We start from the raw sequence: 17,737 nt of genomic DNA on the forward strand, positions 1-17,737 counted from the left end.
GGAGGTGGCAGCGCGTTAGCGCTGACGGAGAGGGTGAGGATGCTGAAGGGAGAAAGTAGTATGTATCAAGAAGTTGCGGGCGGCATTTGTGCCCCCAAGGGCTTTGCAGCGGCTGGCGTGCATTGCGGCATCCGCGCAAACCATAATGAAAAATACGATCTGGCACTCATCAAGGCAGAGGTGCGCTGTGCCGCCGCCGGTGTCTACACCACCAATAAGGTCTGCGGTGCGCCCATCAAGGTGGACCGTGCCCACCTGAAGGACGGCTATGCACAGGCGATCCTTGTGAACAGCGGCAACGCCAACACCTGCGCCGCCAACGGCGTGGCTCTGGCCGAGGAGTGCTGTGCGCTGGTGGGCGAGGCGCTGAACATCCCCGCAGAGGATGTGCTGCCTGCCTCCACCGGTGTCATTGGCCAGCCCATGGTCATTGACCCCTTTGCCCGGGGAATCCCCGCCGCCGCCGCGAAGCTGACAGCCACTGCGCAGGGCAGCACCGATGCGGCCACTGCCATTATGACCACCGATACCCACAAAAAGGAGTACGCCATCCAGTTTGAGCTGGGCGGCAAGACCTGCACCGTGGGTGCCATTGGCAAGGGCAGCGGCATGATCGCCCCCAACATGGCCACCATGCTGGCGTTCTATACCACCGATGCCGCCGTTTCCCCCGCTCTGCTGGAAAAGGCCCTCAAGACCGTGGTGCCTGGCACCTACAACCAGATGAGCGTGGATCTGGACACCTCCACCAACGATACCCTGATCATCATGGCTTCCGGTCTGGCCGGAAACCCCGAGATCTGCGAAGAAAACGCCGACTACGATGCCTTTGTGGCGGCCCTGACCGCCATTGCTGAGCACATGTGCGCCGAGCACGCCGGTGACGGCGAGGGTGCCACCCACCTCATCACCTGCGAGGTGACCCACGCCCCCGATCTGAAAACGGCCCGTGCCGTCAGCCGCAGCGTGGTCTGCTCCAACCTGTTCAAGGCTGCTGTCTTTGGCCGTGATGCTAACTGGGGCCGCATCCTCTGCGCCATCGGCTACACCCCCGGCGATTTCTCCATCGACAAGATCTGTGTCTGGCTGAGCAGTGCCGCCGGTGAGGTCTATGTCTGTGAGAATGCCGCCTACCACCCCTACAGCGAGGACGAGGCCGCCAAAGTTCTGGCGGAGCATGATATCCTTGTCAAGGTGGATATGGGGACCGGCGATGCCAGCGCCAAGGCATGGGGCTGTGATCTGACTTATGATTATGTGAAGATCAACGGGGATTATCGGACCTGATAACCCTCTCAGGCGCTGCGCGCCAGCTCCCCCGAGGGGGGAGCTTTAGGAACGAACGACAAGCAGCAGATTTTAATTTTATGGAGCAAGTGACCCATTCGACAAAAGCTCCCCCTTTCGGGGGAGCTGGCAATGCCGCAAGGCATTGACTGAGAGGGTTCAGAGGAAAGATATGAAAAACGAAGAAATGGCCCTCCTGTTTTCGGAGGCGACCCCTTACATCCAGAAATACCATGGCAAGACCATGGTCATCAAATACGGCGGCAACGCCATGATCAACGAGACGCTGAAAAACGCCGTGATGAACGACCTTGTCACCCTGACCCTGCTGGGGGTGCGGGTGGTGCTGGTGCACGGCGGCGGCCCGGCCATCAACGAGATGCTGAAAAAAGTCGGCGTGGAGAGCCATTTCAACAACGGTCTGCGGGTGACCGATGACGCTACCATGGAGATCGTCCAGCAGGTGCTGGCCGGTAAGGTGAACAAGGACCTTGTGGCAAAGCTGCGCGGCCGCGGCGTGGGCCTGTGCGGCATGGACGGCCAGATGCTCCGCTGCACCGAGCTGGACCCTGCTCTGGGCCATGTGGGCGAGATCATCCATGTGGACCCCACCCTGATCTCCACCCTGCTGGACGGCGGCTATATCCCCGTGATCGCAACGGTGGGCATGGACGATCTGGGCCAGGCCTATAACGTCAACGCCGATACTGCCGCCGCACAGATCGCCATTGCCCTCAAGGCCGAGAAGCTGGTCTCCATGACCGACATCGCCGGCCTGCTGCGGGATAAGGACGATGAGACCACCCTTATCCCCGAGGTGGAGGTCAGCGAGATCGAGGGCTACAAGGCTGCCGGCATCATTGCGGGCGGCATGATCCCCAAGATCGGCGGCATGGCCGATGCCATCTATCAGGGAGTCCACGAGGCGGTCATCATCGATGGCCGTGTGCCCCACTCCATCCTGCTGGAGCTGTTCTCCAACCGGGGCTCCGGCACCCGGTTCTACCGCCGCAGCCATCAGGAATAAGGCTTGCTGAAAATTATATCGGGCGATATAATAAAGATGAATAGGCTCCCCCTTTGGGGGCAACGACGACGACCGCCGCCAGTGGCGGATTGAGGGAGGAGTTGTTGGGGCAGTGGCCAGCAAGGTGCGAGTGCAATTGCACGAAGCAGCTGCTGGGAGCCACAACCTGGGCTGGCGAGCGAATGCGAGACTGAGAGGGCGAGGACGCTAACCAAGGAGGGTATATCTATGGATTCCGAAAAAGTCATCAAGCGGGACAACGAATATGTCCTGCACACCTATAACCGCAACCCCATTGCACTGGAAAAGGGCCACGGCCTGTATGCCGAGGGCCCCGAGGGCCAGAAGTATCTGGATTTCACCAGCGGCATCGGCGTGAACAGCCTGGGCTACTGCGACCTGACTTGGGCCGAGGCCGTCTCCGAACAGGCCCATAAGCTGCAGCACACCTCCAACCTCTATTACACTGCTCCCTGCGGCAAGCTGGCCAAAAAGCTGTGCAAGCGCACCGGCATGAACAAGGTGTTCTTCGGAAATTCCGGTGCCGAGGCCAACGAGGGTGCCATCAAGGCCGCCCGCAAGTACAGCTTCGATCACTACGGCAAGGGCCGCGATGTTGTGATCACGCTGGTCAACAGCTTCCATGGCCGCACCATTGCCACCCTGACCGCCACCGGTCAGGAGGTGTTCCACAACTACTTCGGCCCCTTCAACGAGGGCTTTGTCTATACCACTGCCGGTGACATCGAAGGCCTCCGGGAACTGGTGGACCGCCATACCTGCGCCATTATGCTGGAGCTGATCCAGGGCGAGGGCGGCGTGATGGCGCTGGACCCCGAGTATGTGCAGGCCGTGCGTGCCCTCTGTGATGAAAAGGACCTTGTCCTCATCGTGGACGAGGTGCAGACCGGCGTGGGCCGCACCGGCACCTTCCTGTGCTGTGAGCACTACAACCTCAAGCCCGATATCGTCACGCTGGCCAAGGGCCTGGGCGGCGGCCTGCCCATTGGTGCCGTTCTGCTGAACGAAAAGACCGCCGAGGGCATGGGCCCCGGCAGCCACGGTTCCACCTTTGGCGGCAACCCGGTGGTCTGCGCCGGTGCCAATGTGGTGGTGGATCGGATGGATCAGAGCTTCCTGGCCAATGTCAGTGAGCGGGCCGTCCAGCTGCGTGCCGGTCTGGCCAAGCTGCCCATGGTCAAGAACCTTTCCGGCATTGGCCTGATGGTGGGCATCGAGTTCTTTGGCGGCATCCAGGCCGCGGACGTGCTGGCCGCCTGCCGCGAAAAGGGTTTGCTGGTGCTCACGGCCAAGAGCCGCCTGCGCCTGCTGCCCCCGCTGACCCTGACCGCCCACGATGTGGAAAAGGCTCTGGGCATCCTGAACGAGGTGCTGACCGAGATGGAGCAGAAGGCTCCAAAGGAGCAGGCATGAAACATCTGCTGAAAATGAGCGACCTCTCCCCCGCTGAGCTCCACCACATCCTTGATGTGGCGGAGGAGCTCAAGGCAGAGCAGAAGGCCGGGACGACCCCGGCGCTGCTCAAGGGTAGGAGCGTGGCGCTGATGTTCTCCAAAAATTCCACCCGCACCCGCACCAGCTTTGAGGTGGGTGTCTACCAGCTGGGCGGTCTGGGCAATTACATGAACGCCGCCACCGAGCTGCAGTCCGGCCGGGGCGAGCCCCTCAAGGATACCGCCCGGGTGCTGGGCCGCTACTACGACTGCGTGGTCTGGCGCACTTACCGCCAGTGCGATCTGGAAGAGTTTGCCGAGCTGGCCGGTGTGCCCGTGATCAACGGCCTGACCGACTACGCCCATCCCTGCCAGGTGCTGGCCGACCTGATGACCATCCGGGAACGCCGGGGCACGCTGGAGGGCCAGAAGCTCTGCTTCATCGGGGATGGCTGCAGCATGGCAAACAGCCTTATCGTGGGCGGCCTGCTGGCAGGGATGCGTGTGACCTGCGTCTGCCCCGAGGGCTACCGCCCTGCCGCTGACGTGCTGATGTTCGCCCACAAGTATGGCGAAAAGTTTCACCTGCTCACCGACCCCGCCGAGGGTGTGAAGGATGCCGATGTGGTGGTGACCGCCGCATGGAACACGGCCCCCGGTACCCCCGAAAGTGAGCGCCGCCTGCGGGATTTCGCGGGCTTTCAGGTGACCAGCAGGCTGATGGAGGGGGCAAAGCCCGATGCCATGCTCCTCCACTGCCTGCCTGCGCACCGGGGCGAGGAGATTTCCACCGCTGTCTTTGAAGAGCACGCCGACGAGATCTTTGACGAGGCCGAGAACCGTCTCCATGTGCAGAAAGCCGTGCTGGCCATCCTGCTGGCCGGTCTGTAAAAACGAGAAAGAGCCCTGGGGCTGCAGAAAATTGCAGCCCCAGGGCTCTTATTGTTTCTCTCAGGGTCTGCGGCTCAGGCCGGGGCCCTCATCAGACACCAGAGTAGGCGGAGAAGCCGCCGTCAATGGGCAGGCAGATACCGGTGATAAAGCCGGCAGCCTCGTTGTTCAGCAGGAACAGCAGGGCACCCACCAGATCCTTTTCGCTGTCGCCGAAGCGGCCCATAGGGGTGGCAGCCAGAATTTTTTCGGTGCGGGCGGTGGGGGTGCCGTCCTCGTTGTAGAGGAGCCGTGCGTTCTGCTCGCTGGCAAAGAAGCCCGGGGCAATGGCGTTGACCCGGATGCCCACCTTGCTGAAGTGCACTGCCAGCCACTGGGTGAAGTTGGTGACGGCAGCCTTGGAGCCGGAGTAGGCCGGGATCTTGGTCAGGGGCAGGTAGGCGTTCATGCTGGAGATGTTCATAATGTTGCAGCCGGGGCGGCCCACCATCTGCCGGGCAAAGGCCTGCGTGGGCAGCAGGGTGCCGATGAAGTTCAGGTTGAACACCATCTCCACGCCGCTCTCGTCCAGATCGAAGAAGGTCACGGTGTCATCGTCCAGATCCGCCATCTCGAAGAATTCCTTGTCGGTGTTGGCCCGGGGGTTGTTGCCGCCGGCACCGTTCACCAGAATGTCGCAGGGACCCAGATCCGCCATCACCTCCTCTGCCACCTGCAGGCAGTTGGCCTTGTTCATAACATTGCAGGTGTAGCCCTTGGCCACGCCGCCTTCTGCCTCGATCGCATTGGCCAGCTCCTTCAGCTTCTCCATGTTGCGGCCCAGCAGAGCCACTTTGGCTCCTGCCCGGGCCAGAGCCTTGGCGAAAATGGAACAAAGGGTGCCGCTGGCACCGGTGACCACGGCAACCTTGCCGGACAGGTCGGTGTTCAGAACATTCTTTTCCACGAGGATACTCCTTTTTTTGATCAGATGGTTGTGGTGATACGGATGATTATTTTCAGGCGGACAAGGCATCAGACCCTGCCAGCGCCCTTGTCCAGGATCTTATTGAACTGGAGGAAGAAGGTAGTGGCGGTCACGGCAGCGGCGATGATGTCACTGACGGGCTCGGCAAGGAACACGCCGAACACGGGGTTCGCGACCACATGGGGCAGGATGAAGATGAGAGGGATGAGCAGGATGAGCTTGCGCAGGCAGGCCAGCAGCAGGCTGACCTTGGCCTGACCCAGCGCCATAAAGCTCTGCTGGCAGGCGATCTGGACACCGGTGGAGAAGATGCCCGCCATATAGATGCGCATGGCCCATGTGGTGTAATCGATCAGGGAGGCATCCGAGGTGAAGATGCCGGCCACTGCACCGGGAACCAGCATCATCAGCAGCCAGAAGATGGTGGTGTAGCCCAGGCAGAGGGTCAGCTGGAAGCGGAACGCCTGCTTGACGCGGTCCTTCTTGCCTGCACCGAAGTTGAAGCTCATCACAGGCTGGCCGCCCTGGCAGATGCCCGAGATGGGCATGGTGCACAGCTGGGAGGCGCTGGTGATCACGGTCATGGCACCCACGGCCACGTCACCGCCGTAGCGGGCCAGGCTGGAGCTGAAGCTGATGGACAGCAGGCTCTCGGTGGAGAGCATGACGAAGGTGGAAATGCCCAGTGCCAGCACGGGCATGATGATCTTTCCTTCCAGCTTCATGTCCTCTTTGCGGATCTTGAGGATGGTCTTGGGGCCGGTGAGGAAGCGGATGACCCAGATGGCACCCACTGCCTGGCTCAGCACGGTGGCAATGGCAGCACCCTTTACGCCCATGCCCAGCCCAAAGATGAGGATGGGGTCCAGCACGATGTTGATGATCGCGCCGATGACGGTGGTCAGCATACTGATCTTGGCAAAGCCCTGCGCGGTGATGAAGGTGTTCATGCCAAGCACGATCAGCACGCAGATGGTGCCCAGAATGTAGATGCGGCTGTAAGTCAAGGCGTAGGGCAGGGTGGTGTCACTGGCACCAAACAGCCGCAGCAGGGTGGGTGCGGCGGCGTAAAAGACGATGGTCAGGACGATCGAGAAGAGCAGCAGCATGGTAAAGCTGTTGCTGACGATCTTTTCTGCCTGCTTCTTATCGCCCTGGCCCATGGCGATGGCGGTGCGGGGCGCGCCGCCGGAGCCGATGAGCATGGCAAAGGCGTTCAGGAGCATCAGGATGGGGGTAAACAGGCCCACGCCGGTCAGAGCCGCCGCGCCGATCCCCGGGATGTGTCCGATGTAAATGCGGTCCACGATGTTGTACAGCAGGTTGACCACCTGCGCCACAACGGCAGGGATCATCAGCTGAAGCAGGAGCTTTTTCACGTCACCCGTGCCCATATCCTGCTGTTTTTTCTGCGTTTGTGCCATTAAAAGTGTCTCCTTTGGTTTGAGCGAGACGGAGAGGGCTGCCCTCAGAACGTCAGGCCGAAGTTCATCTCGTAGTAGTTGCCTGCGGCATCACGGTAGGCGTAAGCCTTGCCGTTCTCGTCCTTCATGCTGTCGGGCATGTAGGCATCCTTTGCAAAGCCGGGCACGTCGTTGGGGCTGATGCAGACACCGTCCGCGTTCACAGCCAGCACCTCGTCGCCCTTGGGCAGGGTCAGAGGCAGCTTGCCAACGGGAGCAAAGCGGCCGAACATCACATCCAGCGTTGCGGAGGGGTAGGTGTCAAAGCCGACGGTCAGAGCATCGGAGACCTTCTCCACATTGCCGACCTCCCAGGCCAGCGGGCAGTTGATGTTGGAAACGACCTTGCCGCCGTGGGCGTGGACCGCAGCAGCGATACCGGCCAGACGGTTTGCGCCCACCAGAGTGGTCTCCTTGTGGGTCTCGGTGGTGGGCTTGCCGCTCTCATCCACGTTGCAGACAGTCTTGTCCTCGCAGATGTCCAGCTCCAGGTAGCCCGGGGTGGCGTTGAAGTATGCACCGGACTGGGGGCTGACCATCAGCAGGGCCACCTGGGCCTCATCGGGGGTGTCCACCAGAGCAACATTGCCCAGCATCTCGCGCAGGGCCTTGGTGGCGGCCTCACCGGCCTCGGCGCTCTTGCCAAAGGCCTCAGCGTAGACCTTGGTGCCGTCCTTCAGGGGCAGGGTGCCGTCGTTCTTCAGCAGGACAACGGACTCGCGGTGCACGCGGGAAGCTTCCTCCCAGTCGGCCTTGGTGGCAACGACCTCGGCGCCCTTCTTGGGATCGGCGTAGGTGTCCTCGAACATGCCCTGACGGAACAGCTCGGTCAGGGTGCGGCTGACAGCGCGGTTCAGGCTGGCATCGGTCAGCACCAGATCTTCCTTCTTGAAGCCGGCGGGCACCGCGTGGGTGTCGTAGTAGTCGTTGGTGCCGCGGGCGTAGCTCTCCTCGCCCAGCTCGTTGTCCAGCAGGCCGGAGATCAGGTCCACGCCGCTCTGGGTCACGGCATAGCCGATGCGCTCGGGCTCGTCCAGCATGTCAACGCCCCAGCACATGTTGTGGACGATGCCGGTGTCGGAGTTGATGTAGCCCTTGAAGCCCATCTGGCCGCGCAGCAGGCCGTCGATGAACACCTTGTTGTAGGCAAAGCCGTAGGGCTGGAGCTCGATGGGGTTGCCGTTGAAGTCCTCCTGCGGAGCACTCTTCTCGGCGCTGGGCTTGGAGTAGTAGGGCATGATGGACTCGGCATTGTGGCGGATGGCGGCACGGAATGCCGGGATGTGGTACTTCTGCAGGGAGCCGGGGGTGGCGTAGATGTTCCACTGGCCTGCTGCATAGTGGGGGTCAAAGCCGTTCTCACGGGCACCGCCGCCGGGGAAGTGCTTCACGGTCATGGAAACACCCTCGGGGGTAACACCGTTGCTGCCGCCCTGGATGCCGGGGATCAGGTGGTCGAAGATCTCCTCAATGAGCTCGGGGTCCTCGCCAAAGGTGCCGAAGGTGCGCTGCCAACGGGGGTCGGTGACGCAGTCGGCCATGTACATGTAGCCCTTCTTCAGGCCGCAGGCGTTCCACTCGCGGCGGATGGTGTCGGCAAACTTGTCGATGATGTCGATGCGTGCGGTGCCCTTGACGGCAGCAGCAATGCCCAGGGTGCCGGGATAGGTGGCAAACACGCCGGTGGCATCGTTCATGCCGAACACGACCTCACCGTTCTCGTTGCGGCTGTTGGACATGACCTGCATGGGAACAAAGTGATCGCAGGTCTCGGTCAGGTACTGCAGCTGGTTCAGGTAATCTGCCAGATCCTCGGGCGTGGGGCTCTCGCGCAGGATGACATGGCGGTTGAAGCTCTTCTTGACCATGTCAGAGGTGCTGGGCAGGGACTGGGAGCCGAAGATGCTGTCGGAGACGTTCACGGGTGCCTCGTCCAGCAGGCCGCTCTCGTCCGCCACGGGCTTGTGGCCGTTGGCTGCCAGACGGGGGGAAGGATACTTGGGGCCCATGCGCCAGTCGGAGGTGAAGATCTGGCCGATCTTCTCGCTGGTGGTCAGAACCTTGACATAGGCCTCGGCGCGCTCAGCCGGGGTCAGGCGCCAGTCGTTGACTGCGCTGACGGTGCCGGTGCCGTCGATGTCCTTGAAATACAGGCCGTTCTGCTCGATGACCTTGCGCTCCACAGTGCTGATGGTGGGGCCGTTGGGGTTCTGGTAGCGCTTTACACGCTCGGATGCTTTCACTGCCATAGTGTTTTCTCCTTTTCTTTTGAACGCAGCGGCCCATGCCACAGAGCCGCAGATGCTATACCTATTATAATAGGCCGCCGCGCGGAACAACTAGAAAATTTTTTGGATATTTCCGCACTTTCCTTGTATTCTTTTTTTGCGCGCGGTTGGAATACAAGCCTGTTTTGTGAAATGTGCTGTACTAGTATCTTACAATCATGTGCAAAATGACGAACGCTGTTTTTTAAAACTGTTGATTTCGCCCAAGGAGAGTAAAATTGTCCTGTTTTACCTCAAAATTTTACTAACAGAAATTTGAGGGATAGTTCATAATGTATACATAAAAATCCCCCGGTTCGCGATGTGGCAGCCGCAGCCCACGGGGGACCGAATGAAAGGCCGGAGTGAGTGGCAGCACACCGGCCGCAGAATTGAAAGGAGAGCTTCTCTATGGCAAAGGTCAAACAGCCGCTTGAAGAAAACGGCATCCACAGAGCGAAAATGTGGGAGATCATGATGTACGCTCTGAACAACACCTCCACCAACACCTACATGGTCGTGGTCGGTTACATCAGCTACTTCCTGATCGGTATCGTCGGTCTGGCATCCGTGCTGGCCGGTTCTATTGTTACCATCATGCGTGTCTGGGACGGTGTCACCGACCCGTTCGTTGGTATGATGGTCGATAAGACCAACGGCAAGTTCGGCAAAAACCGTCCGTTCATTGTCATCGGTCAGATCATCATGTTCGCCACCACCTTCGTGATGTTCAACTTCATCCCCAAGATGGGCACTGGTGTCCGCTTTATTGCGTTCATCATCATCTACATGATCTACATCATTGGCTACACCTGCCAGTGCGTTGTCACCAAGTCTGCTCAGACCTGCCTGACCAACGATCCCAAGCAGCGCCCCATCTTCGCAATGTGCGATACTGTGTATAACATTGTTCTGATGAACATCATGTTCCCCATCATTGTCACCGATGTCCTGGTGCCCAAGTTCACCCTGACTGCCGAGGCCAACGCTGCCGAGATCGCTTCTCTGGTGGCACAGAACCCTGCTCTGGCAGGCATCGTGGAGAAGTCCGGCGGCAGCCTGTCCGCTTTCTACAACCCCGGCCTGTTCACCACCATGCAGCTGATGTTCGGCGGCCTGTCCGCTGTCTTTGCAGTCTGCGCCATCATCGCCCTGTGGCGTAAGGACAATCCGAAGTACTTCGGTCTGGGCACCACCCAGAAGGTCGGCATCAAGGATTACGTTGACACCCTGGCTCACAACCGTGCCATCCAGATGCTGGTGGTCTCCGCATCTACCGATAAGCTGTTCATGTCCACCAAGAGCAACGCTACCGTTATGATCTGCCTGTTCGGCATCATCTTCGGCAACTATGCCGCATTCTCTAGCTACTCTCAGATCACCTCTATCCCCATCTGCCTGATTTCTCTGCTGCTGATGAACAAGATCGCTCGTCAGATGGGCCAGAAGGCATCCATGCTGGTGGGTACCTGGGGCGGCATCATCGGCTCCATCGCCATCACCCTGTTCCTGTTCTTCTTCAACCCCAAGGGCGATGCTTCCAAGTTCTCTCTGCCCGCATTCCGCCTGATCCGTCCTGACACCTGGGGCACCCTGTTCACCGGCTGGACCACCACCGCTTTGATCTTCGTGCTGCTGGTCATCGCATGGTCCGGCGTGCAGGCACTGTCCTCCTCCATCGTTATCACCATGACAGCTGACTGCGCTGACTACGAGGTCTATCGTACCGGTAAGTACGTTCCCGGCCTGATGGGCACCCTGTTCAGCTTCGTGGATAAGCTGGTCTCCTCTTTGGCTGCTACCGTTGTGGCTCTGTTCTACTCCATGGTCGGCTTCAAGGACGCTCTGCCCGACACCATGACTCCGTACTCTGACGGCATCTTCTGGGCAACCATCGGCTGCTTCGTCCTGCTGCCCATCGTTGGCTGGCTGTGCAACGTTGTGGCTATGCACTTCTATCCCCTGACCAAGGAGAAGATGGCAGAGATCCAGGCTGAGATCGGCCGCATCAAGGCTGAGGCTGCTGCAAAGCAGGCTTAAGGCCAACCATCTCCCTGCGGAAATTTTGAATCCGGGACAGCGCCGCTGTCCTGCATCGTAACCGGAAATGTCCTGCGGCGGGCCATCCTCTGCCGCAGGACTTTCTGATACCCTGAGACCCGGAAGGAATACCACTATGGCAGAAGAAAACAAGCTGAACCAGACCCCTGAGATCACCCCGGCCCCCTCCGCTGAGGCCCCGGAAAAGGCTCCCACCACCGGCGAGCTGCTGGGCGATGTGGAGCACTACGACGAGGAAAAGGACGATTGGAGCACCGGCTATTACGGCACCGGCAGCCGCCAGCAGGTAACGGACGATGTGTTCCACAAGCTGGAGACCGGCGAAGAGTTCACACGGGATGACTTTATCAAGGCGGAGCTGGCGCTGCAGGATGCCAAGCTGGAAGCCGGCATCGATCTTGAAAAGGAGAAGAGCCCGGGCCTCATTGGTAAGTATCACGATTGGAAAAAGAACCGCGTAAGGCACAAGGTGAACAAAAAGAAGTACCTTTTGCTCTGCCTGTTTCTGGGCTGGTGCGGCGGCCACCGCTACTATGAAAAGCGGTATGCGCTGGCGGCCTTCTACACCCTGTTCTTCTGGAGCATGGTGCCCTTCTTCCTCTGCGTGACCGACCTTCTCATTGCACTGCCCATGCAGGCCGATGAGAACGGCGACATCCTGATCTGACATCTTCCTCTATTCATTCATTTACCTCCTAGCGCCAGAAAGGGCCTGCGGCATTTGCCGTGGGCCCTTTCTGGCGTTTGCAGGCCCGTTCTCCGGCGCAGAACATAGTGGCAGCTAACTGGCGTTGTGCTATACTAGTATATCAATTGATTGTGCAATAAGCACAATAGAATTTTTCACATTAGTGAAACTTTTCCCATAATCGTAAAATTGACCTGTTTTACCTTAAAATATTACTAACAGATATATCAAAAAGCGTTCATAATATAGACATAAAGTTCCGGACGGGCTGGTACGCAGTGGCAGCTGTAAGCCCCATGGAGAAAACGGAGAATGTTCCTGTGTGAACAAAGGAGAGAATGAAATGGCAAAAACCAGAAGTCTGCCGGATAAGTTCTATGATAAGGACTATGAGCACAACGGCATCCACCGCGTTCCCCTGTGGCGTATCGCAGGCTACGCGCTGAACAACACCGCAACCAACGTTTATCTGATGATGATGAACTACGCCACCTACTACCTGATGGGCTGGGTCGGCGTTGGCATGATGGTCGCTTCTTCCCTGACCATGATGATGCGTATCTGGGACGGTGTCACTGACCCGTTCGTCGGCTTCATGGTCGATAAGACCAACGGCAAGTTCGGCAAGAACCGCCCGTTCATCGTGATCGGTCAGATCATCCTGTGCGTCACCAGCTGGGTCGCATTCCATGTGACCCACAAGCTGCCTCAGGGCGTGCGCTTCCCCTTCTATGTGGTCGTTCTGATGGTCTACTACCTGGGCTACACCTGCCAGTGTGTTGTTACCAAGTCTGCACAGAGCTGCATGACCAATGACCCCAAGCAGCGCCCCATGTTCGCTTCCTTCGACGGCGTGTTCAACACCCTGCTGTTCGCCATTCTGGGCATCATCATCCCTCGTATTGCTGATGGCTACACCGATGTGGGCGGCTACGCTTCCACCCAGTTCATGCACACCCTGTGGCTGATGACCGCTATCATGTCCGCCTGCTTCACCACCATCGCTGTGATCTCCATTACCCCCAAGGATCGTCCTGAATTCTTCGGCACCGGCAAGCCCATCAAGGTCGGTATCAAGGATTACTGGGATACCCTGAAGAACAACCGTGCCATCCAGATGCTGGTCCTGTCCGCATCTACCGATAAGCTGGGCTCCTCTGCAAAGTCCAGCGCCGTCATGGTCGCCATGTTCGCCTGCATTGCCGGTTCCAACCTGCTGCAGAGTAACGTTACTGGTCTGGTCACCATCCCCAGCACCATCGTGTGCTTCCTGTTCATCAGCTTCTTTGCTACCAGACTGGGTCAGCGCAAGGCCATGCTGATCGGCTCTGTGGGTGGTCTGGTCATCAACGGCGCTCTGGCAGCGCTGTGGCTGCTGGGCGATCCCACCACCATGACCTCTAACCCCGCTACCGGTGCTCTGAACTGGGGCTACTTCCTGATCCTGTACCTCGTTCTGACCATCATCGCCGCTGGTTTCCAGGGCATTTCCGGCAACATCGTCATCCCCATGACCGCTGACTGCGCCGACTACGAAGTCTACCGTACCGGCAAGTACGTCCCCGGCCTGATGGGCACCCTGTTCAGCTTCGTGGATAAGCTGGTCTCCTCCTTCGCACCCATGGTTGCCGGTGTCATGTTCAGCATGTGCGGCTACACCGACCACAACCCCGTTATGGGTGACCCCGTTACCCCGGGCCTGCGCGGCGGCGTTGTCTTCTGCGCATACGGCATGATCATGATCGGCCTGGTCTGCAACCTGATCGCTATGAAGTTCTATCCCCTGACCAAGGAGAAGATGGAAGAGATCCAGGATGAGGTCGCTCAGATCAAGATGAAGGCCATGGCTGAGAACGCCTAATTGGTACTTGCAATTTTCTGCGGAAACCTGTAAAATCAAATAGGAAAACCGCTCGCCCTTGCGGCGGGCGGTTTTCTGCTTTTGGAACAAAATTCAGACAAGAGGTACATCGTACATGGAAGAAAAGACACAGTGGGGAAAGGACCCGGACCATGGGTTCATCTGGAACACCATCGACCACCTGTTATACTGGAGAGAACACCGTGAAAAGCACTGTGTCAGCCGCAAGAAGTATATGCGCCTGTGCATTCTGGGCGCGTTTGGTGCGCACCAGTTCTATGCCAAGCGCCCGGTGCTGGGCCTGCTGTATCTGGCAACCTTCTGGAGTGGTTTCTCTGCCGCTATGACCATCGTGGACTTCATCATTGCCGTGCCTATGAAACCGGACGAGAACGGCAACATCTGGCTGTAAAAAGCCCTCTGGCGGCCTGCTGGGCCGGAAAGGAAAACACCCTATGGATAATGTCATGCAGTTTCTGTTCAACACCAACCACGAGCAGCCTAGCATCCTGGTCTGGGTCCTGCTGATCGTGATCGCGGTCGTGATTCCCAATTACGTCAGATATCGGATGGAGCAGAAGCGCTCCAATGGTTCTGTTCCCACCCAGAACCCTGCCCGCTCTGCCCCGCGCAAGAAGAAGCGCAGCAAGAAGCGCTGAGCCACAGGCTGAGATCGTATGGCAGAGATGCTTTGCCATTTGCCGCATACAAAAACCGCCCCGGCGGCTGCTTTGTGCAGTGCCGGGGCGGTTCGTTTGTTTTTTGTCAGATGCAGGAAGTACTTACTTCTTGATCTTGATCAGCTGTGCGTTCAGGCTCTCGATAAAGCCATCGGGCATGTTGATCATCTTAGCCATAGCCTCAGGGGTCATGCGCTTCATCATATCCCACATGCCAACGCCGGGCTTGACATCAAAGTTGGTGGCCAGCTTGACAGCTCTGGTAGCGAGAGCCAGAGCCTCTTCGTTCTTGGAGAGATCCTCCATGCTGTCCTTGATGCTGTAATAGCCCTCGGGGAACTCCATCGGAGCCTTCAGATCCAGGCTGCCGACCTGCTTGAACCAGTTGGCAACGCCCTCCTGACGCTCGTTGAACTCAGGCAGGGTGTAGTAATCGGGCTCTTTCTCGACCTTTTCCAGCGTGATGGAATCCTTCACGTCACCGGCAACGGCCAGGATGGTGTTGAAGCCCTCTTCCAGAGCAACGTTGAACTTGAACACGCGGTGTGCAGTCTGCTGGCCGACTTCCTTGCCGTTGACGTACAGCACAACGGTGTCCTGGTTGGAGTAGACCTTGATCTCGGTGGTCTCGCCTGCGCGCTGTGCATGGCGGCGGCCAGCGATGTGGACCATGGGCTGCTTGGACCAGTATGCCTGGTAGACAAAGTAGCTGTCCTTCTTGGTCTTGCGGTCAATGGTCATCAGGCCCTTGTTGTTGCGGCCTGCAACGCCGCCCTCGTTGCGGGCAGCACAGCCAAAGTCGAACATGTTCCAGCAGTGGGTAGCCCACACCCAGGGACGATCCTCGAACACCTGAGCCAGATGCTCGTGGTACAGTGCCTGATACTCCTCGGTGTAGTCCTTGCACTGGGGATCGTTGCTGTGCCAGTTGATGATGCCCTCGGTGCCGTACTCGGAGATGCCGATGCAGATGTCGGGGTGCTCGGCGTGGAACTTGTCCAGCCAGGGGCCGTTCTGCTCCATCTTGCCGCCGTACCAGCCGAAGTAGTGGTTGTAGCTCTCTACATCGGTAATGTGATGCATGGGGCCGTCAACAGGGGTGTTGGAGACGTGGGCAATGGTGGTGAGACGGGTGGGATCCAGCTCACGCACCAGCTTCTGCAGGTCGTGGTGGTTGTCCACCAGCTCCTGGCAGATGCCGCCGATCAGGATCTCGTTGGACAGGCCCCAGAACATGATGGAGGGGTGGTTGTAGTTCTGGATGATCAGTTCGGTCATCTGGTGACGGCAGTTCTGGTGAGCGGAGGGGTCCTTCTTAAAGACGCTGATGAAGGGGATCTCAGCCCAGACGGCGAAGCCCAGCTCGTCACATGCGTCGTAGAAGTCCTGGCTGTGCTGATAGTGGGCCAGACGGATGGTGTTGGCACCCAGCTCCTTGATGAGCATGGCATCCTCGTAGTGATCCTCAGCGGTCAGGGCGTTGCCCTTGTACAGACGATCCTGATGGCGAGCCACGCCGCGCAGCGGGGTGGGCACGCCGTTGATGGAGAAGCCGTCGTTCGGGGTCACAGTATAGCTGCGGACACCCACGTTGGCGTAGATCTCATCAAAGGTCTCGTTGTTCTTCTGCAGGCGGGCGGTCACGGTGTACAGGTTGGGCTCGTCCATGCTCCACAGCTGGGCATCGGGAACGTACAGGGTGACCTTGGTGCTGTCGCAGGGGCGCACGCCGGAAGCAACTTCGTTGCCGTAGCAGTCCTCGATGCTGTACATCACGGTATAGGCCTCTTCGCCGTTGGTGACCCAGCTCTCGATCTCAAAGGTGGCACCGCCGTCCTCGGTGGGCTTGGGGGTGACCTTGATGCCGGGGCCGCCGAAGTAGTCCAGGTCAAAGTGGGTGCCGGGCACGCTGATCAGGTTCACGCCGCGGTACAGGCCGCCGTAGAAGGTGAAGTCGGCGGAAGCGGGGTACATGGAGGGGGTGTCCTCGTTGGAGACCTCGATGGTCAGCTCGTTGTCGCCCTCGTGGCACAGGTCGGTGACATCGGCACGGAAGATGGAGAAGCCGCCCTCGTGGGTGGTTGCCACCTGGCCGTTGACCTTCACGGTTGCGGCCAGAGCAGCTGCCAGCACCTCAACGTAGGTGCGGCCGCCAGCCAGAGGCTGCTTGGGCTGGGTAAAGGTGCGGGTGTAGACACCGGTGGTGCGCAGATAGCTGCCGTTGCCGTCCATGCCGTCCACAGCGTTCCAGGTGTGGGGCAGGGTGACCTGCTCGGTAGGACGCTCGCCCTTGGGGAAGGACAGGGTCCAGTTTTCGTTCAAGGAAATGATCTCTCTCATCGATACTGCTCCTTCTGGTTTTCTTCTTTGTTTCGGCGGCCTGTATGGCAGAAGAAATGCCGGAAACAGGCCGGTTGTTGATTTTAGTATAGCACATCAGAGGGGGGTAGGGTTTGTACAATCTTTGGGCAAAATAGTAATATTTTGTGAAAATCCAGACGATGATTCCACGATTTTACAATCTTGCCCTTGGAAATGACAGCACAGCATGAAATAGATACCCCGAAGCAGAGACGAAAAAGAGGGTGTCCGTCCCCGCAGAGGGCGGCAGCGGCTTCCGCTCATCCCTGACCAGAGGGCCTCTTTGGCGCTGTGGGTCCCTCCGGCAGAAAGTGTTGACGGAACGGCGGCTTTTTGCTATAATTATATAGCTATGAATATGGAGATGTATCGAAGTGGTCGTAACGAGAACGACTCGAAATCCAAGTGGATGCTTCGCCGGATGTCTCCATATCACACGATAGAACGTCAATTTTGATGTCCTGACAGGCTTCAGAACCTGTCTGAACGATGCGTTTTCTAACAATATTCTAACAGCAACTGTTCCAAGTTTCAAGGCCGATTTGCGATATACAAATTGTAAATTTGCCATGAAAATATACTTGGAGATGTATCGAAGCGGTCGTAACGAGAACGACTCGAAATCGTTTTGTCCTTAATCGGGCACGTGGGTTCGAATCCCACCATCTCCGCCAGAAGTCGCAGATTCAAACGAACCTGCGACTTTTTCTTTTGCATCAAGCAAAGAAAG

13 protein-coding genes and 1 tRNA gene are annotated in these 17,737 nt (G+C 58.6%); 10 read left to right on the plus strand and 4 right to left on the minus strand.

What is annotated here, in order from left to right; translation table 11 throughout:
* The first annotated feature begins 60 nt into the window (after nucleotides 1–60).
* From argJ to argF, 4 genes are all read left to right on the plus strand, one after another.
* Nucleotides 61–1,287, plus strand: coding sequence for a bifunctional glutamate N-acetyltransferase/amino-acid acetyltransferase ArgJ (gene argJ, locus ACKXGA_RS10235; protein WP_423729434.1), 1,227 nt, complete (start codon nucleotides 61–63; stop codon nucleotides 1,285–1,287).
* 172 nt (nucleotides 1,288–1,459) lie between these two features.
* The gene (gene argB, locus ACKXGA_RS10240; protein WP_097773048.1) at nucleotides 1,460–2,314 is read left to right on the plus strand and encodes an acetylglutamate kinase; all 855 of its coding nucleotides are present in this window, start codon (nucleotides 1,460–1,462) and stop codon (nucleotides 2,312–2,314) included.
* Nucleotides 2,315–2,542: 228 nt separating this feature from the next.
* The gene (locus ACKXGA_RS10245) at nucleotides 2,543–3,748 is read left to right on the plus strand and encodes an acetylornithine/succinylornithine family transaminase (protein ID WP_035393208.1); all 1,206 of its coding nucleotides are present in this window, start codon (nucleotides 2,543–2,545) and stop codon (nucleotides 3,746–3,748) included.
* Nucleotides 3,745–4,659, plus strand: a complete 915-nt coding sequence (argF, locus tag ACKXGA_RS10250; RefSeq protein ID WP_005928855.1) for an ornithine carbamoyltransferase — start codon at nucleotides 3,745–3,747, stop codon at nucleotides 4,657–4,659. The genes ACKXGA_RS10245 and argF overlap by 4 nt, the downstream gene beginning before the upstream one ends.
* Nucleotides 4,660–4,750: 91 nt before the next feature.
* Here argF and ACKXGA_RS10255 read toward each other — a convergent pair whose 3' ends face one another.
* The 3 genes from ACKXGA_RS10255 to ACKXGA_RS10265 all read right to left on the minus strand — a co-directional run bounded on the left by ACKXGA_RS10255 (nucleotide 4,751) and on the right by ACKXGA_RS10265 (nucleotide 9,338).
* Nucleotides 4,751–5,605, minus strand: a complete 855-nt coding sequence (locus tag ACKXGA_RS10255; protein ID WP_005928852.1) for an SDR family oxidoreductase — start codon at nucleotides 5,603–5,605, stop codon at nucleotides 4,751–4,753.
* Nucleotides 5,606–5,673: 68 nt separating this feature from the next.
* Nucleotides 5,674–7,050: an MATE family efflux transporter gene (locus ACKXGA_RS10260; RefSeq protein WP_423729435.1), complete on the minus strand. Its 1,377-nt coding sequence runs from the start codon at nucleotides 7,048–7,050 to the stop codon at nucleotides 5,674–5,676.
* 44 nt (nucleotides 7,051–7,094) lie between these two features.
* A complete protein-coding gene (locus tag ACKXGA_RS10265) occupies nucleotides 7,095–9,338 on the minus strand; it encodes a glycoside hydrolase family 3 N-terminal domain-containing protein (RefSeq protein ID WP_423729436.1) in 2,244 nt (747 codons plus the stop codon).
* A gap of 429 nt (nucleotides 9,339–9,767) precedes the next feature.
* Between ACKXGA_RS10265 and ACKXGA_RS10270 the strand changes: the two genes are divergently transcribed.
* From ACKXGA_RS10270 to ACKXGA_RS10290, 5 genes are all read left to right on the plus strand, one after another.
* Nucleotides 9,768–11,396 (plus strand): MFS transporter, encoded by a 1,629-nt coding sequence (locus tag ACKXGA_RS10270; RefSeq protein WP_097769810.1) that lies wholly within the window; start codon nucleotides 9,768–9,770, stop codon nucleotides 11,394–11,396.
* Between the two features lie 136 nt (nucleotides 11,397–11,532).
* A complete protein-coding gene (locus tag ACKXGA_RS10275) occupies nucleotides 11,533–12,084 on the plus strand; it encodes a TM2 domain-containing protein (protein ID WP_197036446.1) in 552 nt (183 codons plus the stop codon).
* 364 nt (nucleotides 12,085–12,448) lie between these two features.
* The gene (locus ACKXGA_RS10280) at nucleotides 12,449–13,966 is read left to right on the plus strand and encodes an MFS transporter (RefSeq protein WP_423729437.1); all 1,518 of its coding nucleotides are present in this window, start codon (nucleotides 12,449–12,451) and stop codon (nucleotides 13,964–13,966) included.
* A gap of 115 nt (nucleotides 13,967–14,081) precedes the next feature.
* Nucleotides 14,082–14,378 carry a TM2 domain-containing protein gene (locus ACKXGA_RS10285; RefSeq protein WP_097773042.1) on the plus strand — a complete coding sequence of 99 codons (297 nt, stop codon included), beginning with the start codon at nucleotides 14,082–14,084 and terminating at the stop codon, nucleotides 14,376–14,378.
* Nucleotides 14,379–14,421: 43 nt separating this feature from the next.
* Entirely contained in the window at nucleotides 14,422–14,625 is a 204-nt protein-coding gene (locus ACKXGA_RS10290) for a hypothetical protein (protein ID WP_423729438.1), read from the plus strand.
* 123 nt (nucleotides 14,626–14,748) lie between these two features.
* Here the strand turns inward: ACKXGA_RS10290 and ACKXGA_RS10295 are convergent, their stop codons facing one another.
* Nucleotides 14,749–16,986: a glycoside hydrolase family 2 protein gene (locus ACKXGA_RS10295; RefSeq protein ID WP_423729439.1), complete on the minus strand. Its 2,238-nt coding sequence runs from the start codon at nucleotides 16,984–16,986 to the stop codon at nucleotides 14,749–14,751.
* 604 nt (nucleotides 16,987–17,590) lie between these two features.
* Here ACKXGA_RS10295 and ACKXGA_RS10300 point away from each other — a divergent pair.
* Nucleotides 17,591–17,681, plus strand: a tRNA-Ser gene (locus tag ACKXGA_RS10300).
* The last annotated feature ends 56 nt before the right edge of the window (nucleotides 17,682–17,737 follow it).

It is taken from the genome of Faecalibacterium hominis (ex Afrizal et al. 2022) (genome assembly GCF_049545105.1).
GTDB lineage: Bacteria > Bacillota > Clostridia > Oscillospirales > Ruminococcaceae > Faecalibacterium > Faecalibacterium duncaniae.